This is a genomic window from Legionella navarrensis, assembly GCF_052527415.1.
Map to the genome: position 1 here is coordinate 120,157 of NZ_JBNVZR010000003.1, position 23,791 is coordinate 143,947.

Sequence of the window (23,791 nt, forward strand, 5' to 3'; positions counted from 1 at the left end):
CCGGCAAAAATTTTCAGGCCGTCTATACTCAGAAAACATGCTCAAAAATAAATCAAAATCGGGGCGCATTTTATTTTGCCGGAGGTAATTCCCATGTTTAGATTTTCTGTCCTGGACAACATCAATATTATTTCTGAGCAGGCCTTGAGCACTCCAGAGCAAATTAAAAAAGAAATCAATCTGTCAGATAAACTGAAGGAAGCCATCTGTCTGGATCGGCTGGAAATATCGAGAATTATTCAACAAAAAGATAAACGATTACTGGTTATTTGTGGACCTTGTTCTATTCACGATATCAAAGGGGCCCTGGATTATGCCGAACGTCTGGCCGCACTCAGGAAAAAGTACGCCAAAACCCTCAACATCGTGATGCGCTCCTATTTTGAAAAACCTCGAACAACCATAGGGTGGAAAGGGTATATCAACGATCCGCATCTTGATGGCAGCTTCGATATTGAGTACGGCTTACGCAAGGCTCGCTCATTATTGAAATCACTGGCGGAAATGGGATTGCCCCTGGGTACCGAGGCGCTGGATCCCATCAGTCCTCAATATATTTCTGAATTCATTTCATGGTCGGCTATCGGTGCCAGAACGTCCGAATCGCAAACGCATCGGGAAATGGCTTCCGGGTTGTCTATGCCGGTCGGTTTCAAAAACGGAACAGATGGAAGTGTTACGGCTGCTCTGAATGGAATCAAGGCCGCGTCTAAATCTCAGGTGTTTATGGGGATTAATCAACGCGGTCAGGTTGTCCTGCTGACCACCAGGGGAAATCTGGATGGGCATCTTATTTTGCGGGGTGGCAGTCAGCCTAATTATGATGAAACCAGCATCAGAGAGGCTGTACATGCCATGGAGGCTCAAAATCAAATGCCATCCATAATTGTTGATTGCAGCCATGAAAACTCAAAAAAAGATCACCGTCAACAGCCGCTTGTTGCTGAACATGTTCTGAAACAACGACGTGATGGGAATGAATCCATCATTGGAATCATGCTGGAATCCAACCTTTATGAAGGGAATCAGAGCAGTACCATTCCAAAGCACGAGATGAAATACGGTGTTTCTGTTACGGATTCCTGCATGAGCTGGGAAACAACAGAGGGTGTTTTAGCCATGTGTCATGACTATATGAAATAACAGGGTGGGATATGAACACAAAGCTACTCCAGCTTCGCAGCGAAATAGATGCAATCGACAGACAACTGTTGGATTTAATTGAGCAGCGGTTGAAACTGGTCAGTCAGGTTGGTGAACTTAAATCCATGGAGGGTCTGTCTTTGCACGATGCTGAGCGCGAAGCCAACATGATTGCTCATCATCGTCAAATGGCGATTGCACGACATATTTCTCCGGATTTCTTTGAAGACATTCTCAAGCGTCTGATTCAGGAATCCTATGAAAATGAGCTGGGCTCTGGCTATTCTCAGGTAAAGCCAGACGCCGGTAAAATCGTTGTTCTCGGTGGTCGGGGTAAAATGGGGCGCATGTTATGCAGGCAATTCGAGCTGTCGGGATATACGGTTGATGTTATAGAAAAGGAAGACGAACCCTATGACGCGATGCGTTTTGCGGATGCCGCCCTGGTGCTTGTCTCGGTGCCTATCGCGCTGACCCTGGAGGTCATCAGCAAACTGCCAAAGCTGCCTGAGTCCTGTATTCTGGCTGATTTAACCAGTATCAAGGAAAAACCCCTGCAGGCCATGCTGCAGACGCATTCCGGCCCGGTTCTGGGCCTGCACCCGATGTTTGGCCCTGGCGTTAAAACCTTTGTCAAACAGCTCATCGTTCAATGTGATGGCCGCCTGGCTTCCGAATACGAATGGCTCATCAGGCAGATTCGGATATGGGGTTGCCGTGTGGAGGTCTGCAAGGCCGTGGAGCATGATAAATCCATGGCTTACATTCAGGCTCTGCGGCATTTCATCACTTTTGTCTATGGCAGCTTTTTGTTGGATGAGCAGGCTGACCTGGATATGCTGATGAAATTCAGCTCACCCATTTACCGTCTCGAGCTGGCCATTGTAGGGCGAATGTTTTCACAGTCTCCGGAGCTTTATGCGGATATTATTCTGGCTTCAAAAAACAATATCACGGTCATTAATCGTCATTTTCATTCCTTCTCAAAGGAACTGAGCGAGCTGACAAAAGAGGACCGCGAGCATTTTATTCAACGGTTCCAGTCGGTTGCTGAATATTTTGGTCATCACGCTGATTTATTTCAGGCGGAAACGGACTTTATGCTGGAAAAATAAATGGAGTGCTATTGTTCACATGTGATACAATCCGCTCGATTTAACCGAAATATCAGGAGTCAGCCATGTTCAGTATGTTTAGAAAACTCGATAGCAGGCGAGGTGAAGACACAAGAGACCAATCCAGAGAGGCGAGCAGATCTGTCATTAGCACCACATCCTCCGCAGAAGAAAAACAGGCCAGAAAAAAGAGCGCGGATGAGAAGCTTACCGAGTCTATTAAGTGCACTTTTTAAAGCGTGGTTTACAATCAACAAGGCTGCTGATTTTTATAATAATAAGAAGGATCAATTCCCATGCCCATGACCATAGAGATACTAAACGACAGCGTTCTTAATTACGCAAAACGACAGTTACTGTCGTCACTGCAATTGCCCTCGTCAGGTGAGCAGAATGTTGAATTCATTCGTCAGGTTGTCGACAGAATAGAGCGGCGCGAACTGTCTGATATACCCAGTCTTTTTGCCGCTCTCGGCATTAATGCGCAGGTGAAGCCTGAGATCTCAGACCGTGTAGCCAATGTTATTTATGCCTTCCTCCGGCAGTGTCTGACCGATCAGGACAAGCTCTGTCATACGTATCTGATGTACGCCGTGCAGGAGCGGGTCGACACATTGTCTCAGGTCATGGCCGTCTACGAGTTGCTGCAACCGACAGATCTCTATGATGCACTTGTACTGATGGATAAGAAGGGTGTCAATCCGCATGAGTTCGCATTCAAAAACAAGCCAGAACTGGCCTGTCTCTTACTCCCGTTATCTGATCGCCTGACGGAAGCGGATCAAATCAGGTTTCTGGCGCAGAACAAGGCTGCTATCTGCCATCTTGCCTTTGAAAAAACGGCGGAAACAGGTGAGGCTTTGCTGCAGCGATTACAGCATCTGGCAGAGGATCACCCAGCTGAGGTTCGGCAGATAACTGAGACGGAGTCAGACCAGGCACGCCTGTTGCTGGCTACGGCCATTTATCACCAGTCTGCAATGACCATGGGTCTTCTGACACTGATTTATGGACTGGAAAATAAACTGAATCAGCCACTGATAAGTCACCTGTTCAAGGCATCAAGACTCAGGCTGCTTGATACAGCGATTCATCACCATCCCGACATGGTGGATCCTTTACTGAGCTATTTTGATCATTTAGGCGAAACAGACAGGCAAAAGCTGCTGGCACATCGCGATGGTTTGTGCCCTTTGAGTGTCGCTGTTCTGAATCAGCCCGCTCTGATCATGCCGGTTCTGCAAAGGGTGATTGAGCTGAGGCAGCACGCAGGTCATTCTTTGCTGCTGGATGTTATCCGGCAGGTATTTCTTCAGCAGGAGGTTCCATCAAGGGATCGCTGGCTGTTTATCAAGCCGGTGATTGAAGCGCTGATATCTCTGGAGGAGAGACAATCCGTTATACTGACTCGGACTTTTGAAAACACTGTTCTTTCCTTACTTGAGAATCTTAATTTCACACAACCTGGCCTACTGGATTTATTGAGTCCGCTTATCAATAAAATCATGGAAAAGGCATGGTTAAAGACCGAGTATGGCCCCAGACTGATGCGCAATTTTCAAGGAAATTATCCTGTATTGTTGCCGGCCATGCAGGCGCTGGATGCCGAGTCAAGGCAAACTCATCTTCCCAGACTGATAAGTGGCATACTTGAGGCTGGCAACACTGGTGTTTCAGCTGTCTTCGCCGCCAGTCTGGATTCGCAACAACAGAAGCACTTCAACAACATACTGCGTTTATCGCTGTCGAGGCTGTTATGGGCTGCCCTGTTTGAAAGGAAAGCGCACTCCATCAAGTCATTTCTTGACGAGTTCAAACGCTTTTCGCAGGAAGATCAGCGCGACATTATGTTAAGACAAGATCTGAATGTTACGAGATCAGGCGCGTCTTTATTTGAGCAGATTGCCGTGGCTGACGATAAGGTATCGGTTAATCAAAAGCTGCTCTGCCAGTTACTGGTCACAGTCCGGAAATCAAATCAGGGATTGTTTAACGAGCTTTGCGAGCTGGTTGAAAAGAACAGTAAGTATTCTGTGGGGGAGTTCCTGAATAAATATAAGCTGGAGCCCATGCAGCAATACAGCCAGGCAAGCAGCAGTGAGAGCGGTACAGAGGAGCAGCCAGATACGGTAGTAGAAGTTCCTGAGCCCCCCTTGCCTTCGCACGTAGCTGGCACAGCGTCTGCCCCTTCACGCTGGTTTGCTGGAGGAATGAGCCTGTTTAATAAGCTGCCACCCGTGGCTACAGCCTTGTCGGCGTTGAAAGAGGCGACTTCAAATCCATCACAGTCAATCTAGATCAGCAGGGTGGGCGTAGGAGCCGTAGGTTGGGCCAAGGCCCAGCCTGCCTTTATGCGCATTATCAATGCCATTCTGTCAGGATGTATAAAAAAACGTTGCTTCGTGCTTGTTGTAAAACATATTCACAATGCGCGAGTCTGGAATTGACTGAAACTGGCGGATGGTTTCCAAATCTGTCTTGCCCTGCAGTTTAATGGTAAAAATCATGTGTCTTGCTTTGGCGGATTTAATCCATTTCAGAATAAGCGCGTAGGCGCGATCCGGGTAACAGGCCACGTCTGAAAGAACCCAGTCGTAAGCTTCGTCCAGCTTGTCCGGCTCTATTGAAAATGCACTTTGCTGCAGGCTTGTGACGCCGGGCAGGCTGGCAATATCGGGGTTGAGCGGCGCTTTATCGACGGCGGTGACACGTGCGCCGAGCGACTGCATCACATAGGTCCATCCTCCCGGCGAGGCGCCCAGATCCAGCGCGCTGTCACCTGCACCAGGATACTTATCCAGCAAAAACAAGGCTTCCCATAACTTGAGATAGGCCCGGTTGGGAGGGTTGACTTTGTCTTCAATAAAAAAGCTTTTGCCGTCCGGCCATTTCTTTTGCCGATGCGTGCTGTAAATCAGGGTATTTTGATCCAGCAGGCAGAAACCGCCAATGTCTGGAACCTGTATATCCCTCGTAAAGTGGGTCATCAGGGAAGGGGGCCGTCTCAGCTGCTCTTCAATCAGGCGGGAGCGTCTCACTTGATTGAGGGGGTGGAGATACCAGTATTTTCCAGCCTGGCGCAGAATTTTCACCGCCTCAGAAATGGATTGAAACGAAACAATCTGTGGTTCCTGCCAGACATCCAGAGCAAAACAGGCCTGAGTATCTGGCTGGGATGAAAACACCATGTCCTGCTCAACGTGGGTTTTCCCCTGCAGTTCGCTGCAAAGCTCGCTGATGAACTCGGGTTTGGCGATATAAATACTGGCGGTGTTGTCTGGCAAGGGCATGGCGGTCATTCAACTGGGTAGTCACATCATATTAACCGGCGATTGTACCTCATCTTGAACCATAATAGGAATCAGCAAAAAAATACCGTATGATTTTTCAGGTTCAGGGGATTATTTTGCCAACGCGCAGGATGGTCGGAACAATTACTCATACTTTTAATTAAGGTGCGCTCAATGAAAAGCCTCAATGCAAGGAAGTTGCTGAATAAGTCGGTGTTATCAGCGCTGGTTATATCTCTGTTACCTGCCACCTCATCACTCGCGGCTACGTCCTGGAGGGGATTAATTGGAGTGGATTATCAGCCAAACCATTATCCGACCAACAATGCCTTTAATTTTCATAACGTTTTTTACGTTGGAATGAACAGCAAAAAACAGGCAGTTACCAACGTGTACGCAGAGCTGTCGCAATTAAAGGCGGCGGGTTTTAACACGGTTCGCTCTTACCAGACCACCGATTACTCCTGGATAGACATCATCAACCAGGCGCACACTCTAGGCATGAAGGTGGTGTATGAAGCAGTGATACCTCAAAACGGCAGCACAGCCGATATCAATGCTGCTACGGCACTTTTAAATACCGTGATCACTAACGTAGGCCAGTCAACATTCAACAGCACCGTAACCCTGGTGCTGGCCGGTCACGAAAACTACTGTGATACCTGTGGGCCGGGAGGTGGGAGCAACATTGCCTATCTAACCCAGGCGGTTTCTGCATTACAGACTGTTGTTCCCACTATTCCGGTGAGCTCGGCGCTGGTCAGCGGGGATTTGGTAGCACCTCCTTCAAGCGATATCACCACTCTGGTTAACAGTTATTCACCTACGGCACCACTGGGTTTTGATCCTTACCCCTTCCAATGGGGGGTTCCCGTTGCCCAGTCGGTAGAAACGGTCAGCAGTGGTTCAACACTTAACTCAATAGGCTGGGACTATTACCAGGTCAGTCAGCAGAGTTATTACGTGCCGCCACGCCCGGTCTTGATGGCCGAGTCAGGATGGGCATCGGCTGGAACAACCAACCCCGGCTATGCCTGTGGTAATAACTGTAAGCCCAGCATCGCAAACGAGGCCACGTACCTGACAGACCTGTATAAATTTGTGCGTGTGCCGGGCAATAACAGCGGTCTGCTGGTGTTTGAAGCCTACGATGAGCCGGCCAAGGTTCCTGGTGGTACCAGCATGGAAAATTACTATGGCATGTTTGACAGTAACTGTAATTTAAAGGGACCCAATAATACCGCCTTATTGCCGAACACCCGTTATTCTCCGACAGCGAATCATGGATGTCAGGGCTACAGTAAAGGTGCGCTGATGACGATAGTCGGGTTTGGGCATCCTTATACGCTTATCATCAGCCAGAAAAACCCGGTCACAAAAGAAGATGCCAGCATCCAGCTTAAAAGTAACGGGATTGCCGGGCCTCTGGCAGACGCACCGTGGCCTGAGTATCTGGTTTTCCCCGGAGCCACCATCACCATCAGGGGAAATCCCTCCTGCACCAGTAAGATAGCCTCCATCAACAGCGCGCAGCAGATCACATTTTCTGGCAGCTGTAACTGCACCAATGATAATTTGAATAATTGTTATTATTAAGGTGACATTAGTGAAACAGCAGTGTATATACGCTGCTGTTTTACTGAATTTTTATGGAGAGTTACCATGCAACACATCGGATTGCGTTTGTCTGCTTTGAGCCTGTCGAGCGTCATGTCTTTTGCCTTTGCAGGCACAATGGGGCCGATAGCCTCTGAGCCTGTCAATCTGACAGGCTTTTATGCCGGTCTTGGTGGCGCATACAATTCCACGCGGGTGGAGACCAGTACCTCAGCGCGCCTGAGCGCCGTGTCTGGATTCCCACCTCTCGGTACGTTCAGAGGACGTACAGGAAATTACGCACGAACGCAGCAGGTTTTTTCACCTGAAGCTCAGATTGGTTATTTTGAACACATCCAGAACAGTAACTGGCTGTGGGGACTTGAGCTGGCCTATCAATATTCCGGTATCGAAGAAAAAGCCAGTGGCGATGCGCGTGGTGCACACATTACGGTGAGTAATCCCAACATTGCTCTCAGCAACGATATACGTTTCAGCGGCGTGAAAACCAGCGTTGACTCAGTTCTGATGATGCCTGCCATACTGGGCCATTCATTTACCAACGGCTTTGTTTATGCAGGCTTTGGCCCGTCCTTGTTCCAGACTAAGCGGCAGGTTGGCGCGGCGTCAGATGAATTGTCGGCTCTGTATATTGGCAGTGCACCTGGGTATTCTCATACTCAGTGGATGTGGGCTGGTGCGGCACAGGCTGGTGCGGCTTACTATCTGAACCCATCATGGTTCCTGAAACTGCACTACACTTATGCGGAAACAGGTCATTATTCGAACCGTCATACAACGTATTTCAACCCTGCGGTAAACGGTGGGCTTAACACTGGCCGGGTTACATATAACAGCACGCAACGCCTGGTTGCGCAGGAGCTGTCGCTGTCGATTAACAAGGTGTTTTCACTGTAACTGCATCTCTGTACAGGACAAAAACTCCGGTCTGTCATTCCCGCACAGGCGGGAATCTACCTGAAGCTGGCCCCGAGCCAGATTTGACCATGGTCCCCGCCTGTGCGGGGAAGACAAAACAATGTAAATCCATGCCCAGATTATGCTCTGCGAATCCGGGTGTCTGCTGTTTTGACTTTGCCTGTTAAACCCTACACAATAACTTCGCTTTAAACGCTGCTAACAACAGGGAGTTATATCTGATGAGGAACATGGTCAAAGCGAGTCTGCTTCTTTTGTGCACCCAGACGTTTTCCGCTCCCGGTCTCCACTATCCCGCGTTGAATTTTGAATACGGTATGGCCATGGATTATTTTGACTGCAATGATGAAAAGCCAGTCACCAGCGACATGCAGCAGGCCATGTATAAAAAAATACCTGAATTTCAACAGTTCTGGGCAGACAATGGCCCGGAATTACTGGAACAGGTAGTCGCGATATTTGGTAAGGCCCTCGAAGAGAATCACCAAAACATTCATGTTGGTTTGATTTTATGTCAAAAGAAGGGATCGTTTAGTTTTCCTTTTATCGTGAACGCTGCCCGGTATTTTTCTTCAGCCGATCGAGAGGCTTATCCCCTGACTGATTTCACCTATACTGTTTTTCATCTGATGCTGCATCGCTTTTTATGGCAAAACTATCCTGAGCTGGATGTGCAGTCATCGCTTTTGCAGCACTACAAAAACGAAAGCCCGACCGTCAGGCAAAACCTGCATCTGCAATCCATTATCAAACAGGTTTTTATGAATTTACATAAAGAGAACGAACTGCAGGCGCTGATTAATGACTCCGCCAGCTATACCGACCCTGGCTACAGTCGGGCCTGGTTTATCATCAATAACGAGACGGGACATCAGGCCTTTATTAATGAACTGTTGGCTTATCAGTAATACCCGTCATGAATGCTCTTATTTCAAAGCAGGGCCTCGCGCCACCAGACCCATTTCCTCTTGTATGCTCTTGACCATTTCCTTAGTATTGTCGGACATGTTCTCCAGGTTTTTTTTGGCAAATCCAGTCATCTTCATGCTTTCATCCATTCGAATCTTGAAACATACGGGCCTGCCACTGCTTTGAAAACCTGCCAGTTCGATTTCATGATGCTTAACGCCTTTAGCTGGATTGGCCATGCGAACATCTGTAAGAAACAGATTGTCGGCGGCGCGCATATCACGCAAAAGGGCAAACTTGAGATCGGGCCGCTCCTGATGCTTGTTAAGGTAAGCACCGACTGCCGCGTCAAAAAACATTACAGCACCCCTCATGAAATGATCATCACCGTGTATTTTTATTCCGGGCATGGCTGCTCCATCTGGTAATATATTGTACTTAAAGTATATGCATAAATTAAATAATTAAAAATCTGAACAAATATTTGGGTGAAAAAAAGAAACATAAATTCCAAAATATAATCAAATAATGTACAATATGCTCCTTTGTGGCCGAGCGGCCAGTTTTGAGGACCATCCAGATGCCAGACGATTTTAAAATGACGCGCAAAGATATATACAAGGCGAGAAGGGCTGCGGCCTATCAACAGAACAAGAGTGCGGGCCTACCTGTTTGCGCCGGGACTCTGCAGGCGATCATGCGGGGCGGCCTCTCTCAAGAGGCTACCCTGGCCATCTGTCTCCTGCTGGTGGCAGGTGCCTGTGTGGGTACGTATATGCATATGCAGACGCAAGGTGATGCCGGCAGACGCCATGCGCTCGTGCCTCAGCCGCCTTCGGCCGCTTCGAGTTCATCAACGCAAAGTGCTTTTGCCTTTTTTAATACCGTCGGCGGTGAGAGGGTACTCTGGAAGCCTCAATGGTATCAGGACGTCATCCAGAGTGTTAACGCAACCTGCCATAAACTTAGAACAACCAGTGGACTCAGGCCCTTCAACAATGCACCTTATTTCCGCGAGGAAAGATACCCCGGCTTCAGTGGTAAGCGCTGGGTCTCTTTTCCTAAGGAAATAGAGACATCAATCACAAGTATTCACAGACAAATCAGAGACATTAAGTTCCGTATGACAAATACCGTGGCGAGTACTTTTAAGGAAGAGCTTGAGCGAAACAGACGGAAAATAGAGAATGAATTGGCGTCGCGGGTCGATATAGAGGGTTGTTCCCAGGAAGAATACGACATCAACTATGCTGTTTGGAAAGCTCCCGTTTATGAGTACTTTCGCCTTATCTTAATGCTGATTGAGCTTCACGTGAACGAAGCCGTGGTTAAGCTCATAGGGGGAGGCCTTTCCCGCGAGTTTGCCAGCCTGTCCGCTCTTGCGATTCTTCGCGACCTTGATGAGCTCAGCCTCCCCAGGATGCCGAGCATAAACATCACCACATTATCCCATGTCTATGGCGAAGATACGCCACATGCCATGGTACGTGTTCGCCAGGAAGAGCCGAAGGATTATCCGGAAGAAAAACCTTTCTATTGCGATCCATGGCTGCACCCCGAGCAGGGTCAGCCTTTTTTCGAGGGGATGGAAAATCATTTCTTCATGAGGGGCGGAGTCGGAGAAATAACCGTTGAGGCTGGCGCGGAGGTTGGACGCACGCCAGACCTGAGTGCTCATCCTGCCTTTATCAGGGAGATCTTTGAGCGCTGGCGGAAGCGTTGCATTCATGAGTCTTTCCAGATTCCTAAAGAGGAAATGTCACAGCTGGAAAAGCTTGGCAGTGCGTTACGATTCAACATGGGCAAGGCAGATGCCCGCTTTGATCAGGATAAAAGTCTGAGTACCGTACGGGAGAAGCGCATGCGTTAGGGAGTGTGACAGGTTCATTGCAATTCCTTCTAAATTATGGTAGAATTTTCTACAATTTGTAGTATTAAATCAAAGGATTCCAGGCATGGCAACGGCAAAAAAACCAAGTGTGACGAATGATGGTAAGATTGAAGGGCAGGTTACCAATGCGCAGCAGGCTCTTGTTGATTCACCGATTTTCCAGTTGTCTCTGGGCTTATTCAAAATCGCCGCAGCCAAACAGTTTCAGACAGCAAAGGCTCAGCAGGAAGAGCTGCAGAAAGCACTGGATGCCGCTGGCTCTTCGCTGTCGCCAGCCCCCAGTACATAAAACAGTAGCTTGGGCCTTGGCCCAACAAAGAATATCTCTCCAGGTCTATTGTTGGGCCAAGGCCCAACCTACATCTGCTATCTCGCCCTGGTCCCGGGACGGGCCTGCATTGACAAACACCCGGTCCCTGCCTAGATTTAAAGTGTCAGAGTCTGGTGTGTAATGTGTGTTGGAGAACATCATGATTGAGTTCAGAATCAATGCCCAGCCGGATGATGAATCCTGTGGGCCAACCTGCCTGCATTCCATCTACAGCCATTACGGTCTTGATATTACCTACGATCAAGTGGTTGCAGAGGTTGAGCGTTCTCTGTCTGGCGGCACGCTCGCCCCCTTTCTGGGCAAGCACGCTTTGCAGAACGGATTTAAAGTGACCCTGTATGTTAACAATCTGCAGCTCTACGATCCAACCTGGTTTAATGAAGATGGCTCATCTGATGTCAATGTTCTTAGAGAAAAACTGAAAGAGCAGATGCGTTTTAAACGTAATCGTTTTCTTGCGCAGGGAACGCACTCGGTATTGGATTTTCTGACGCTGGGTGGCAGCATTCGCTTTCAGACCTTAACCGCTGAATTGTTGATGCACTATTTTGAACTGGGCATCCCGGTGTTGACCGGTTTGAGCTCGACGTATCTGTATAATTCCAGCCGGGAGCTGTTTAAGGACGGCAAGTCGGTTCTTGATGATATCCGTGGTAATGTCTGCGGCCATTTTGTTGTTTTATGCGGATTCGACAAAAATAACCAGATCGTTGTTGCAGATCCCTTCCGGGAAAACCCAGTCTCAGGCAATCACTATTACACCGTGACCTGCGAGCGCCTGATTAACGCCATCCTCCTTGGTATTACTACCTTTGATGGTAATTTATTAATTATTGAGCCTCAAACTGCCCTTTAACCAGTTTTTTCCTTCAACCAGTCGCGCAACCAGCAAGGCTGAAATACTGTTGCCCGTGACGTTGAGCATGGTAGCCAGTGGATCGATGATCATGCTGATGGCCGCGATGATAATCAGTACCGATGACGGCAGTCCGTATATTTTCAGTATGAGAAGCTCACCCAGCATGCCGCCGCCGGGGATAGCGCCCATGACGGTTCCCACCATCAGCGAAACAACAAAAGCCGTGCTTAAAACGCTCAGCCCACTAAAACTTAAATGAAAGAGACCAAAGAGGAAGGCGATTTTGAACATGCCGCCAATAATCGACCCATCTTTATGAATAATCGTTCCCAGAGGCGCCAGCGTTTCACTGATTTCGGCCGGTACCTGCATGTTTTTCATGGCTGCCAGATTAGCCGGGATGCTGGCCGCGCTGCTGCACGTGGCCAGGGCTGTCATGGCAGGAATAAGCACGTGTTGCCAGAACAGTCGTATCCCGCGGGTTTTGGCCGAAAGATACGCGAACACAGTGTAGACAACCAGGAAATACACAACCCCGGCCGAATAATAAATCATGGCCATGCGCAGATACGATCCCATCAGGCGGCTGCCAAAATCATCGACCAGAATGGCAAACCAGGCGAAAAAGCCAATCGGGGCAAAATACATAATCAAGGAAAAAACGCGCATAAAAATCACTTCGCCGGCTTTCAAAAAACCGGCAAACTGTCTGCCTTTGTCATCGCCAGACGTGGCTGTTGCCAGTCCGATAAGTGCTGCGAACACGATAAGCGCGAGTATGTGCTGTTGTGAAAACAGATCAGAAAAGTCGGCAACACTGAAAATACTGGCCAGCTGGTTAAGCAGCTCTGGACGTTGGGTGCTTTCAGGCGCAGGCAATACGATCGATACGCCAGTCGCAGGAGGGAACAGCTTGACCACGCAGAGCGCGTACAAGGCTGCCACAGAACCGCTCAGCAGGAAAACGAGAATCATATAAAACAGTATTTTCCCCAGTTTTTTTATCGATTGTGCGTTGGCAATGGCAGATGAAACGGAGAAAAAAACGAGCGGCACGATGGCGCTTAGCAGCAGGTTTAAAAACAGATCAGCCAGCGGCTTGAGGTATTGTGCGGCGGGTCCCAGCCAATAGCCCGTTAGTCCGCCGAGGCAGATGGACAGCAGCAAGAGCAGGGTAAAAAACCAGGTTTCTGACATGCGTGCACGAATACTCACAATATTAACCTCTATGACGGGTGCTGCCTTAATGTAACATGAGTCTGTTTTCTGTGCTAAGCTTCGCGATTATTAAATTTGTGAGCAAAGACATGATTCAGGCAGGTCAATTTAATCGATTACTGGTGATAAAAGAAGTACCTTTCGGGGTTTACCTGCAGGGAGGGGAGCTGGGTGAAATTTTACTGCCCAAAAAAGTCGTCCCCAAAGGCACCGAGCCCGGCGATCGTCTGGATGTCTTTGTTTACCATGATTCCGATGACAAAATCATCGCCACGACCGTTGCGCCGCGGGTGAAGCTGGGTGAATGTGCTTATTTAAAAGCCGTGGACGTCAACCGGGTCGGAGCCTTTCTCGACTGGGGACTGGACAAGGATCTCCTCGTACCAGGACCTGAGCAGCAACGGCCAATGGAAAAAGGCAAATCCTATATTGTTTATGTTAAACAGGACAACCAGGGGCGTCTGATTGCCTCGACCCGACTGGATCACTTCCTCGATAAAACCCCAGTCGATTTTCAACGGGGTGATGAAGTCAGCCTGCTGATAGCTGAACGAACCCATCTGGGATACAAAGCGATAATTAACCACCGTTACTGGGGATTGATTCATTACGCCGACGTCTTTCAAAACCTGGGTTATGGCCAAAAAATTCCCGGTTACATCAAGACGATCCGTGATGACGGCAAAATCGATTTGGTATTAAGAAAAATGGGGCAGGACAATATCCACGATCTGGCCACCCGCATTCTGGCAGAGCTGGCTAAAAACACCGGCTTTTTGCCTTTGCACGATAAAAGCCCGCCGGAGGACATTCAGCGAGTGTTTGGTGAAAGTAAAAAGAGTTTTAAGAGTGCCATAGGTCAACTGTATAAGCGTGGTGAAATCACGATTGAAGAAAACGGAATTCGTCTGTGTAAATAAGGCGGCATCCTTTATTTGCTGTTTTTTAACACACAAAATAAAAAAATCAAACTATACTGAGGGATGAGGAACGCAGGAAAATCAGAAGGAGATCATTATGAAAGTACAAGCTGTCGGTTCATCAACCTTAAAAGCGGTCTTGTTATTCGGCTCCATGGCTTTATTCGGACTGACCTGGTCGTCAACGTCCAGTGCGGCTCAGGGCTGCGGATATGGTTATCACATGAACCCATGGGGTCGCTGCCTGCCCAATGCTCCCGGTCCTTATGCGACATTCATTCCCGGGCGGCCAAACTGCTGGCGTAACCGCTGGGGTGCAGTGCGCTGCTATTGATAAGGCTGAGCATTGCGCTTGAAGCGCAATGCTCAGAAAAAAGTTAAATACCTGATAAGGTCTGGTTACAATTCAAAATTCGTAACTCTCAAGGTACGTCATCCTGAGCGTAGCGAAGGATCTCAAACGGCCTGGAACCGAGCCAGATTCCGGAGATCCTTCACTTCGTTCAGGATGACGTGAGTACATATTGGTTTCATTAAGACCAATATTATCAAAAATCTGGAAAGTTATCAAAATTCTGTACTATTTCAATATCAGAGTCTTCGGAGTCGTAAACCGGTCCTGACTGAGCTGCTGGTGTACTGCTGCTGGCTGGTGAAAAGAATCCTGCCGCGCCAGGTGCCCGGGGCGCAGGGCTGCTTTGCCCAAAATGTTGTCTATGCGTTTCAAGGCAATTTTGGATAACCTGTTCGCATTTAGTCCATATTTCAGGATTAATACCAGTCTCTTTAGCTTCCTTCCCGGCACGTACTGTTTTGAGTATCGATTCTATGTGGGCTTCGCATTCTTTCGTTTTAGAAGAAAAGCGGGCTTTCATGTCTTCAAGCTTTACGTTAAGGTCATTTTGTCTGCTTTCTAAAGCCTGCTGGTTTTCGCGTGTCAATTTTAATAAGTTGTCTGAAGTAATTGCTCCGCGAGAAAACATATCATGCAGCTCTGAAGAGCGGCTTCTGTACTCATTAAAGGAGCCTTGAAGCATATTGAGTAATTCCAGTTTGGTTGCATGACTCTCTTTCTGTGCTTCTAATACCGAATTCATCATACCAAGAACGGCCCTCAATTGAATGCTGAGCCCTTGAAGGGTTTCGTAATCGTTTTGATGGTTTATCCTCATGGACTCTGGCAGTTGAATTGCATTCTCCCGCAGAATTGCGTGATGGCGCATGGCATAAAAGGCAAGCGATTTATAATTAGCCAGCTGAGTGGAGATCATGGGGTTGAGCTCACCTGAATATGCGAAAATCAAAGTGGCATCCTTTATGGGTTCAACATGAAACGCGGACAGTGCCGGCAACCACTCTAATGCATTATCGTATGAATTTACCTTGACTTCAGGCTTGTGCCCCTGAGCCCAATCGCTGTTTTCGAAAAGGTTGAGGAGTGCCTGACTGGTAACGGAGTCGGAGCTGCTGATTATAATTTTGAAGTTTGACATCTATGTTCTCACTGGTTTAAGGCTCAAAAAAGCATTTATAAAATTGAAATACAAGGAACATATTTCAGACAGATTTTGTTAATTTAAGCTCCATATGAGTGTTCATCCTGACATCTCGGGCAAATCGTATCCAAAACCATTTTTAAGTGCAAGAGGATTCGCTCTCTCGTCCTGTTTTACAGATTTTCTCTTATCCACAAATTCTGTGGATAAACTTGTGCATACCACGTTGAATACCATGAATTACCGGGCTAAACACCGCTGAGCACGCATTCTGCAATCCTGTGTTTCAGAATGCAACATGATACTTGAGTAAAGCATCATGCTGTAAATAAAAGCCAATTGAATTCAGGATTGGTACGTCTCCGAACCGTGGCCGTCAGGGAGCGGAAGGGGTGGGGCGGCCTGTCTCTGAGAGATCCACACGAAATATAAACCCCTACGTACCGCGCTTTATGCGCGGTATCCAGTACGATGGTCCGCGTAAACCATAAGCGTCATGCCTCAATAAGCCTGCTCTGGATACCGCGCATAAAGCGCGGTACGTAGGGGTTTTTGTATAATTTATTTAAAAACATCAAGTTATATAAAATATTCGTGTGGATCTCTCAGGGTCTGTCTGCTACGGTCGCGGTTCGGATTATGTGTTTCAATATTGATCAATATGATGTATTATATATGCATTACACCAAGAGAATTGCTATGCCCAGACACATGCTTTCTACCGATGAGATACCGTCGATTATCAGACCTTATTTTGCAGACAACTCAGGCTGGGTTGAACGTTCGGTTGCTTATGGCCCACCGCATCTTGAGCTGACGGTGCCGTATTTCTGGAACAGTACCAGGCAGGCTGTTGTCATGGTCAATCCTTTAGCGGTGAGTGGCGTTCAGGGTGACGATGCGCTGGAGCCTGTTTGTTCTGAAACCCTTGCTGCCATTCAAGAACAGCTTGGCACAAATGATTTCAGCTTCTCTGCTTCTCTGCTGGGCAAAGGCGGTGGTGAGCGTCATTATGTGGCCTATTTCCGTGGACGTGACCAGCAGCAGCTGATTTTCGATTCGAAAAACAGCAATGTTGACAGATTTCTCCGTTCAGCGGACAGCCCGTCGCTGCAAGAGCGGATACTGAATTTTTTTCTCGCGCCCTTAAAAGCGCTGGCTCTCGGCCTTGGGATTGGCAGGCAGGTTAACGCCCGGTTTATGGGGCAGGAGGTCAGCGTTCACAGGCTTGATACCCAGGGCATGTTCGACGGAGTCAGCTGCGGCTATCATTCGAGTGGTGCTGTGTTGGCCATGGCGGAGTATATTGGTATGAACCATGCGTATGCCAGCGACGATATTCAGACTCTGATTCGGCACAGCAGCGGGCTTGATAACGTGGCCGAACGGATGCTGGAGCATCCGCCCATACCGAGTGTATCACCTGCCCTGACTCAGCTGGGCGCGCATGAGGGATCCGGTCGGCTTGTAGACGAGGATTTGGATTTGCCTCAGGAACCGCGCGCGCCTGAGGAGCCTTTGTTGGGCCAAGGCCCAGCTTATGATTCGGTGGAACCCTCAACCCAGTCTTTTGCCGGCAGAAAATCCTGATATAAACGTTCTTCTTCACTGCCTGCTTCGGGCTGCCAGTTGTACTGCCAGTTCACCTCTGGCGGTAATGACATCAGAATGGATTCTGTGCGTCCGCCTGACTGCAGGCCGAACAGCGTGCCACGGTCGTACACCAGATTAAACTCCACGTATCGACCACGGCGATAGCGTTGAAACGCTTTTTCCCGTTCGCCATAAGCGATGGCCTTGCGTCTTTCAACGATGGGCAGATAGGCCTTGATGAAGTGGTCACCGATGCTCTGCATCAGACCAAAGCTGTGATCAAAACCACCTTCGTTGAAATCATCAAAAAACAAGCCGCCGATGCCGCGGGCTTCATTACGGTGTTTCAGGAAAAAATACTCATCGCACCAGCGTTTGAAATGTGGGTAAATATGCTCACCAAATGGCAGGCAGGCAGCGCGTGCCGTCTGGTGCCAGTGCCGGCAATCGTCTTCAAAACCATAATAGGGTGTTAAATCGAAACCGCCGCCAAACCACCAGACCGGTTCGCTGTCCGGGCTTTCGGCCACAAAAAAGCGTACATTGGCGTGTGTGGTGGGCACATAGGGATTTTCAGGATGAATCACCAGCGAGACGCCGAGAGCGGAAAAATTACGACCTGCTATCTCGGGGCGGTGTGCGCTTGCCGAGGGAGGCAGGTGGTGGCCGCTGACTTCGGAAAAATTGACCCCGGCCCGGGCAAACACATGCCCTTTATCCAAAACACGGGTAATGCCGCCGCCTCCCTGTTCGCGCGTCCACGGGTCACTCAGAAAAGTCGCGCGGCCATCGATGCCTTCCAGAGCCTGACAGATGTTGTTTTGCAGCGACAGGAGATACTGTCTGATGAGTTGAATGGCGTTATCTGGCAGGCTGGATTTAATATGGCTCATGGTGTGGTTCCTCGATGACAGCGGAAAGCGCTATTTTACTCAAATGGCATAGCAATTGCATTATTTCCTGATATAAAACGCCATCCGGAGCAATCATGGCTACGAACAGGAAACAGCCTGTCTTCATGCAGTCAAACCAGGCTCTGCAGGCCTCTGCTTTTGTGGGTTGCCGGGTGATGGTGGTTTTGGACGCGCAAAAATCGATGATTGAACCTGGCAGCTCTGTTTTTATCGATGTACCTGAAGCCGTTCGAGACGCTCAGCTGATGATTTACGCTCTCAGCGGCAGAATGAAAGAGCAGATCTGGCTGGATTCTCTCAGCCCTGGTTTATTGCCTTTGAGTCAGTATTTACCGCCTGATGCCTGCCGTCTTGCCGTGCTGGCTACAGACAGTGAGCTGCCCATCATGCTGTCTGCCAATGTGGACAGCGTCAGTCTGGGAAAGAATGGCAGCGATTTGCGGTTGAATGTAGCTGGAGTAGGGGAAGTGGCGCTTGAGAGGCTGCGCTTTTATCATCCCGAATGCCATGAAAGGCACCCGGGATAAGAAAAAACTCCATCAGGAAGGGGTCGTCCCCGCCTGCGCGGGAATGACAGACCACCGTTTTGTCGAGTACAGAGGAAGATTAATCTTCATCATCCCAGCTTAATGTGCCGCCAGCCTGATATTCAATAACCCGCGTTTCAAAAAAGTTTTTCTCTTTCTTTAAGTCCATCATTTCGCTCATCCATGGGAAAGGATTCTCAGCCCCTGGATACTGCTCAGGCAGACCGATCTGATTGAGGCGACGATTGGCGATGAAGTGCAGGTATTCTTCAAACATATTGGCGTTCATGCCCAGAATACCATGCGGCATGGTGTCGTGAGCGTATTGATACTCCAGCTCGACCCCTTCGCGCACCAGTTTGATGATGTCTTCCTTGAATTCCGGAGTCCACAAATGAGGATTTTCAATTTTGATCTGGTTGATCACATCGATACCGAAATTCATGTGCATGGATTCGTCACGTAAAATGTACTGGAACTGTTCTGATGTTCCTACCATTTTGTTACGGCGTCCCATGGACAGGATCTGCGTGAAGCCAACGTAGAAGAAAATCCCTTCAAACACAACGTAGAATGCGATCAGATCACGCAACAGACGTTGATCATTTTCCGGTGTTCCGGTATGGAATTCCGGATCGCCGAGGCTTTGCGTAAAGGGTAAGGCCCAGGACGCCTTGCTCGCGACAGAAGGAATTTCGCGGTACATGTTGAACACCGCTGCTTCGTCCAGACCCAGGCTTTCAATGATGTATTGATAGGCATGGGTATGCAGAGCCTCCTCGAAAGCCTGGCGCAGCAGGTACTGACGGCATTCGGGGTTGGTGATGTGACGATACACCGCGAGCACGAGGTTATTGGCCACCAGCGAATCGGCTGTAGAGAAAAAGCCCAGGTTACGCATGATGATCAAACGCTCATCTTCCGTCAGACCATTGGGATCTTTCCACAGCGCCACGTCGGCGCTCATGTTGATTTCATTAGGCATCCAGTGATTGGCGCAACCGACCAGATACTTGTCCCAGGCCCAGTTGTACTTAAATGGTACCAGCTGGTTCAGGTCCGCACGGCAGTTGATGATCTGCTTGTCGTCCACGTGAATGCGCCCGGCACCCATGGCCAGGGGCTCAAGGCCCGTGGCGTGGTTTATTTTATTATTTTCGATTTGTGTTGACGTTAACATGGGTGTCTCCTTTATTGGCAGGCTTCGCAGTCGGGATCAAGAATGGAGCACACTTTGGGCTCTTCCATTTTGACCGCGTTCAGCGCGCCATCGGTAATGGTGGATTTTTCGGCATTACTGGCGCCGAGGCTGCGCAGATAATACGTTGTTTTCAGGCCGCTGATCCACGCATGTTTGTATAATTGATCCAGTTTTTTACCAGACGGTTTGGCCATATAGACGTTCAGCGACTGCGCCTGGTCTATCCATTTCTGACGACGTGAACCGGCTTCAATCAACCATTCGGGATCAATTTCAAAGGCTGTGGCATAACGGGCCTTGAGTTCCGCAGGGATACGGCTGATAGGCTGAACGCTGCCATTAAAGTATTTCAGATCGTTTACCATCACTTCGTCCCACAGATTCAGGGCTTTCAGATCAGCCACCAGATAAGGGTTGATAACGGTAAACTCACCGGACAGGTTCGATTTTACGTACAGATTCTGGTAAGTCGGCTCAATCGATTGCGCTACACCGCAAATGTTGGAGATGGTAGCGGTAGGAGCAATGGCCATGACGTTGGAGTTACGCATACCCTGTGTTCTGACCTTGACGCGCAGGCTTTCCCAGTCCAGACGCTGTGAGCGATCCTGTTCCAGGTACTTGCTGCGGGACTGTTGTAACAGGTTGATGGAGTCAATGGGCAGAATGCCTTTGCTCCACAGCGAACCTTCGTAGCTGGAATAACTGCCGCGTTCTTTGGCCAGCTCGCAGGAGGCTTCGATGGCATAGTAGCTGATCAGCTCCATGGAGGAGTCAGCAAATTCGACGGCTGCTTTCGATGCGTAATCCATCTTCAGTTCATACAGAGCATCCTGGAAGCCCATCAGACCCATACCAATGGGGCGGTGCTGCAGGTTCGAGTTACGAGCCTGGGGAACCGAGTAGTAGTTGATGTCGATGACGTTATCCAGCATGCGAATGGCGGTGCTGATGGTACGTTTCAGCTTGGCTTCGTCCAGTTTGCCGTTGACGATATGAGCGGGCAGGTTGACGCTGCCAAGGTTGCACACGGCGATTTCATCTTCTGACGTGTTCAGTGTAATTTCAGTACACAGGTTTGAACTGTGAACCACACCGGCGTGCTGCTGTGGTGAACGCAGATTGCAGGGATCCTTGAATGTGAGCCATGGATGGCCTGTTTCAAACAGCATCGACAGCATTTTGCGCCACAGCTTTAAGGCAGGTACGGATTTGGCGCTTTTGATCTCACCACGTCGGGCGCGTGCTTCGTACTCAGCGTATTGCGTTTCAAAAGCCTTGCCGTACAGATCATGCAGATCAGGTACTTCGTCGGGCGAGAACAGGGTCCATTCGCCTTCTTCAAATACCCGTTTCATGAACAGATCAGGGATCCAGAGCGCGGTATTCATGTCGTGCGTACGGCGGCGATCGTCCCCGGTATTTTTACGCAGCTCGAGGAACTCTTCCACGTCACCATGCCAGCATTCCAGATAGGCGCAGACCGCGCCTTTGCGCTTGCCGCCCTGGTTAACCGCAATGGCCGTAGCATCCGCTACGTTCAGGAAGGGAACGATGCCCTGGGATTTGCCGTTGGTGCCCTTGATGTGTGAGCCCATGGAGCGGACCGGTGTCCAGTCGTTACCAAGACCGCCGGCAAATTTGGACAGCAGGGCATTGTCTTTGATGGCGCTGTAAATACCGTCCAGATGATCAGGAACCGTGGTCAGGTAACAACTTGACAATTGCGGTCTGACTGTACCTGAATTGAACAGTGTGGGGGTGGAGGCCATGTAATCAAAGGACGAAATCAGCGTATAAAACTCAATGGCTCTGGCTTCCTTGTTGTGCTCCCGCATGGCCAGTCCCATGGCAACGCGCATGAAGAAGGCCTGTGGTAATTCGTAGCGAACGCCTTTTTCGTGGATCACATAACGGTCATAGAGAGTCTGCAGACTTAAATAGGTAAATTTCATGTCGCGTTCGGGCAGCAGGGCCTTGCCCAGCGTGTCGAGATTGAAATCAGCCAGTTTACTGTCGAGAATACCCTGTTCAATACCATGTGCCATGTAGGCTTTAAAGTAGCTGGGGTACAGCTGGGCCATTTCATCGAAGGTGGCTTCGTTCTGAATGTTCAGTTTGGTCAGGGCTTCTGAGCGCAGGCTGTCGAGCAGCAGACGGGCGCTGACAAAGCTGTAGTTAGGTTCTTTTTCGACCAGGGCGCGCGCGGACATGATCAGGGCTTTGTGCACATCATCCAGTTTGGCCTGATTGTAGAGGTTGCGCATGGCATCTTTGATAACCGGCTCAGCTTCTACGTGTTCCAGATCGCGGCAGGCCTCTTCAACGATGGTTTGCACGCGGTTCATGTCCAGTGGCTTGAGCTCGCCATTGGGCATGGTGATCATGAGAGTTTTGTCATCGCCACTTTGGGGCGCTGCGCTTTCGGCGCGTGCCTTGCGGTGTTCTTCGCGATACAGAACGTAGGCACGGGCTACTTTGTAGTGTGCGCTGCGCATCAGAGCCAGTTCCACCTGATCCTGAATGTCTTCAATATGCAGGGTACCGCCAGTGGGGAAACGTCGCTTGAATGCCTGGGTCACCTGTTTGCAGATGTCATCGATTTGCTGATGAATGCGTTCGGATGCCGCAGCGGCAGCGCCTTCTTCTGCAATAAAGGCCTTGGTAATGGCAACCTTGATTTTGTTATCGTCGTAACTCACGACCTTGCCATTGCGTTTGATCGTTTTTAAAAGACCAGGCGCATTTGTTGTCAATTCCAGTTGACTGGTGTACGAGGGTGTCGTTACGGCATCAAGTAGTTCTGACATGATTTCTCCAGTGACGTTATATTTTTATTTATGCTTTAAGTATAGACCAGCAGACTCATGGATTTCTACGATATATTGATTTATTTTTTATTTTTTTATCTACATATAGTGTTTTGTTCTGAAATCAAGACAACAACCTGAGTGTAAGCTGTGGATAAGTTGTGGAAATAAAATGATCAGAATAAACGATGGGCAGAAAGCGGTTTTCATTGGCATGGAGTCGGGGCATCAGTTTCGTGCTTTAACCGTGATGGCATCGCTGACATTGGAAAAACCATGCACATCCAGACCAAAGGATTGAATCTCTGCGTGAAGCTGGGTGGAACTGCCGCCATCGAGGTTCAGGGCGTTCACACAGTTCAGCGGTTCGGATTTCATGATCGCCGCCAGTTCACCGGTGGAAATGGGGTAGTTATCGGTGATCAGAATGATGACACGGCCATCGCGGGTAATGCCCAGGGCTGAGCGTTCGGCACGGCCGGCCTTTAACGCGGGTATCTGGCCATTAATCAATAGCCTGGGGCCACTCTGGACGGCAAAATCAATGTTTTTGTCGGCTGAAAACTGATGCACTCCAGAGACATGGGCTTTGTTGTTCCGGACGTAAAAAACACCCCACCAGCTTATTTTTTTCAGGGGGCTGTGTTGTTTGCCCTGGCTGATACGCAGGCCGAGGGGCTGATAGTTTTTATCAAAAAAACCGCCATTAATGGTAATCAGTGCCTTACTGTGTTCGGCGAACTCATTGGCTGAGGCATGTTGCCCGGCCAGATCCGGGGCCATGACCAGACCGAGCTGATTGTACTGAAGATCGATGCGAAAGGCGTGAATATGGGACCAGGGGGTCAGATAACTACGATCCAGATCCTGATATTCAATGCCCTTATCGAGCTGACGCCAGCCGGACGACGCCATGGCATAGCCGAGAATAAACAGCCCACACAGGACGACCAGAGGTTTCCAGATTCGTTTCAGCCATGTGTGTGTATTCGTCGTCTGCATCGACATGCTTCTCTTATCGTATGGATTGAGACAGGGT

Annotated in this window: 21 protein-coding genes; 13 read left to right on the top strand and 8 right to left on the bottom strand. The window is 49.1% G+C overall.

What is annotated here, in order from left to right:
* Positions 1 to 93: 93 nt before the first annotated feature.
* The 3 genes from ACQUTA_RS03265 (at position 94) to ACQUTA_RS03275 (ending at position 4,555) form a co-directional block, all read left to right on the top strand.
* On the top strand, positions 94 to 1,143 hold the full coding sequence (locus ACQUTA_RS03265) for a 3-deoxy-7-phosphoheptulonate synthase (protein ID WP_444986769.1): 1,050 nt from the start codon (positions 94 to 96) through the stop codon (positions 1,141 to 1,143).
* An 11-nt stretch (positions 1,144 to 1,154) separates the two neighbouring features.
* Positions 1,155 to 2,258, top strand: a complete 1,104-nt coding sequence (gene tyrA / locus ACQUTA_RS03270; RefSeq protein WP_444986770.1) for a bifunctional chorismate mutase/prephenate dehydrogenase — start codon at positions 1,155 to 1,157, stop codon at positions 2,256 to 2,258.
* A gap of 296 nt (positions 2,259 to 2,554) precedes the next feature.
* A complete protein-coding gene (locus ACQUTA_RS03275) occupies positions 2,555 to 4,555 on the top strand; it encodes a hypothetical protein (protein WP_444986771.1) in 2,001 nt (666 codons plus the stop codon).
* A gap of 78 nt (positions 4,556 to 4,633) precedes the next feature.
* On the opposite strand, the gene ACQUTA_RS03280 is transcribed toward ACQUTA_RS03275, so the two are convergent.
* Positions 4,634 to 5,548: an SAM-dependent methyltransferase gene (locus ACQUTA_RS03280; protein ID WP_444986772.1), complete on the bottom strand. Its 915-nt coding sequence runs from the start codon at positions 5,546 to 5,548 to the stop codon at positions 4,634 to 4,636.
* Positions 5,549 to 5,722: 174 nt separating this feature from the next.
* Between ACQUTA_RS03280 and ACQUTA_RS03285 the strand changes: the two genes are divergently transcribed.
* The 3 genes from ACQUTA_RS03285 (at position 5,723) to ACQUTA_RS03295 (ending at position 8,991) form a co-directional block, all read left to right on the top strand.
* A complete protein-coding gene (locus ACQUTA_RS03285; RefSeq protein ID WP_444986773.1) occupies positions 5,723 to 7,144 on the top strand; it encodes a glycoside hydrolase family 17 protein in 1,422 nt (473 codons plus the stop codon).
* A 66-nt stretch (positions 7,145 to 7,210) separates the two neighbouring features.
* A complete protein-coding gene (locus tag ACQUTA_RS03290) occupies positions 7,211 to 8,062 on the top strand; it encodes an outer membrane protein (protein ID WP_444986774.1) in 852 nt (283 codons plus the stop codon).
* 242 nt (positions 8,063 to 8,304) lie between these two features.
* Positions 8,305 to 8,991: a hypothetical protein gene (locus ACQUTA_RS03295; protein ID WP_444986775.1), complete on the top strand. Its 687-nt coding sequence runs from the start codon at positions 8,305 to 8,307 to the stop codon at positions 8,989 to 8,991.
* A gap of 18 nt (positions 8,992 to 9,009) precedes the next feature.
* On the opposite strand, the gene ACQUTA_RS03300 is transcribed toward ACQUTA_RS03295, so the two are convergent.
* A complete protein-coding gene (locus ACQUTA_RS03300; RefSeq protein ID WP_444986776.1) occupies positions 9,010 to 9,402 on the bottom strand; it encodes a hypothetical protein in 393 nt (130 codons plus the stop codon).
* A gap of 170 nt (positions 9,403 to 9,572) precedes the next feature.
* On the opposite strand from ACQUTA_RS03300, the gene ACQUTA_RS03305 reads away from it, so the two are divergent.
* From ACQUTA_RS03305 to ACQUTA_RS03315, 3 genes are all read left to right on the top strand, one after another.
* On the top strand, positions 9,573 to 10,862 hold the full coding sequence (locus ACQUTA_RS03305) for a hypothetical protein (protein ID WP_444986777.1): 1,290 nt from the start codon (positions 9,573 to 9,575) through the stop codon (positions 10,860 to 10,862).
* Between the two features lie 85 nt (positions 10,863 to 10,947).
* Positions 10,948 to 11,172 (top strand): hypothetical protein, encoded by a 225-nt coding sequence (locus ACQUTA_RS03310; RefSeq protein ID WP_444986778.1) that lies wholly within the window; start codon positions 10,948 to 10,950, stop codon positions 11,170 to 11,172.
* A gap of 181 nt (positions 11,173 to 11,353) precedes the next feature.
* Positions 11,354 to 12,070, top strand: coding sequence for a C39 family peptidase (locus ACQUTA_RS03315; protein ID WP_444986779.1), 717 nt, complete (start codon positions 11,354 to 11,356; stop codon positions 12,068 to 12,070).
* On the opposite strand, the gene ACQUTA_RS03320 is transcribed toward ACQUTA_RS03315, so the two are convergent.
* Complete coding sequence (locus ACQUTA_RS03320; RefSeq protein WP_444986855.1) at positions 12,041 to 13,270, bottom strand: dicarboxylate/amino acid:cation symporter; 1,230 nt, start codon at positions 13,268 to 13,270, stop codon at positions 12,041 to 12,043. The genes ACQUTA_RS03315 and ACQUTA_RS03320 overlap by 30 nt on opposite strands.
* A gap of 56 nt (positions 13,271 to 13,326) precedes the next feature.
* On the opposite strand from ACQUTA_RS03320, the gene ACQUTA_RS03325 reads away from it, so the two are divergent.
* Both ACQUTA_RS03325 and ACQUTA_RS03330 read left to right on the top strand, forming a co-directional pair.
* Positions 13,327 to 14,211: a CvfB family protein gene (locus tag ACQUTA_RS03325; RefSeq protein ID WP_444986780.1), complete on the top strand. Its 885-nt coding sequence runs from the start codon at positions 13,327 to 13,329 to the stop codon at positions 14,209 to 14,211.
* A 97-nt stretch (positions 14,212 to 14,308) separates the two neighbouring features.
* A complete protein-coding gene (locus ACQUTA_RS03330; protein ID WP_444986781.1) occupies positions 14,309 to 14,545 on the top strand; it encodes a GCG_CRPN prefix-to-repeats domain-containing protein in 237 nt (78 codons plus the stop codon).
* Positions 14,546 to 14,759: 214 nt separating this feature from the next.
* On the opposite strand, the gene ACQUTA_RS03335 is transcribed toward ACQUTA_RS03330, so the two are convergent.
* The gene (locus ACQUTA_RS03335; protein ID WP_444986782.1) at positions 14,760 to 15,704 is read right to left on the bottom strand and encodes a hypothetical protein; all 945 of its coding nucleotides are present in this window, start codon (positions 15,702 to 15,704) and stop codon (positions 14,760 to 14,762) included.
* A 702-nt stretch (positions 15,705 to 16,406) separates the two neighbouring features.
* Between ACQUTA_RS03335 and ACQUTA_RS03340 the strand changes: the two genes are divergently transcribed.
* Entirely contained in the window at positions 16,407 to 17,297 is an 891-nt protein-coding gene (locus tag ACQUTA_RS03340; protein WP_444986783.1) for a hypothetical protein, read from the top strand.
* Here the strand turns inward: ACQUTA_RS03340 and hemF are convergent.
* Positions 17,246 to 18,193: an oxygen-dependent coproporphyrinogen oxidase gene (gene hemF, locus ACQUTA_RS03345; RefSeq protein WP_444986784.1), complete on the bottom strand. Its 948-nt coding sequence runs from the start codon at positions 18,191 to 18,193 to the stop codon at positions 17,246 to 17,248. The two genes, ACQUTA_RS03340 and hemF, sit on opposite strands and share 52 nt — an antisense overlap.
* Positions 18,194 to 18,288: 95 nt before the next feature.
* On the opposite strand from hemF, the gene ACQUTA_RS03350 reads away from it, so the two are divergent.
* Positions 18,289 to 18,741 (top strand): FLgD tudor-like domain-containing protein, encoded by a 453-nt coding sequence (locus ACQUTA_RS03350; RefSeq protein ID WP_444986785.1) that lies wholly within the window; start codon positions 18,289 to 18,291, stop codon positions 18,739 to 18,741.
* A 79-nt stretch (positions 18,742 to 18,820) separates the two neighbouring features.
* Here the strand turns inward: ACQUTA_RS03350 and ACQUTA_RS03355 are convergent, their stop codons facing one another.
* The 3 genes from ACQUTA_RS03355 to ACQUTA_RS03365 form a co-directional block, all read right to left on the bottom strand.
* Positions 18,821 to 19,921: a ribonucleotide-diphosphate reductase subunit beta gene (locus ACQUTA_RS03355; RefSeq protein WP_444986786.1), complete on the bottom strand. Its 1,101-nt coding sequence runs from the start codon at positions 19,919 to 19,921 to the stop codon at positions 18,821 to 18,823.
* 11 nt (positions 19,922 to 19,932) lie between these two features.
* Entirely contained in the window at positions 19,933 to 22,752 is a 2,820-nt protein-coding gene (locus ACQUTA_RS03360) for a ribonucleoside-diphosphate reductase subunit alpha (protein ID WP_444986787.1), read from the bottom strand.
* A gap of 228 nt (positions 22,753 to 22,980) precedes the next feature.
* The gene (locus ACQUTA_RS03365; protein ID WP_444986788.1) at positions 22,981 to 23,760 is read right to left on the bottom strand and encodes a phosphodiester glycosidase family protein; all 780 of its coding nucleotides are present in this window, start codon (positions 23,758 to 23,760) and stop codon (positions 22,981 to 22,983) included.
* Positions 23,761 to 23,791 lie beyond the last annotated feature (31 nt).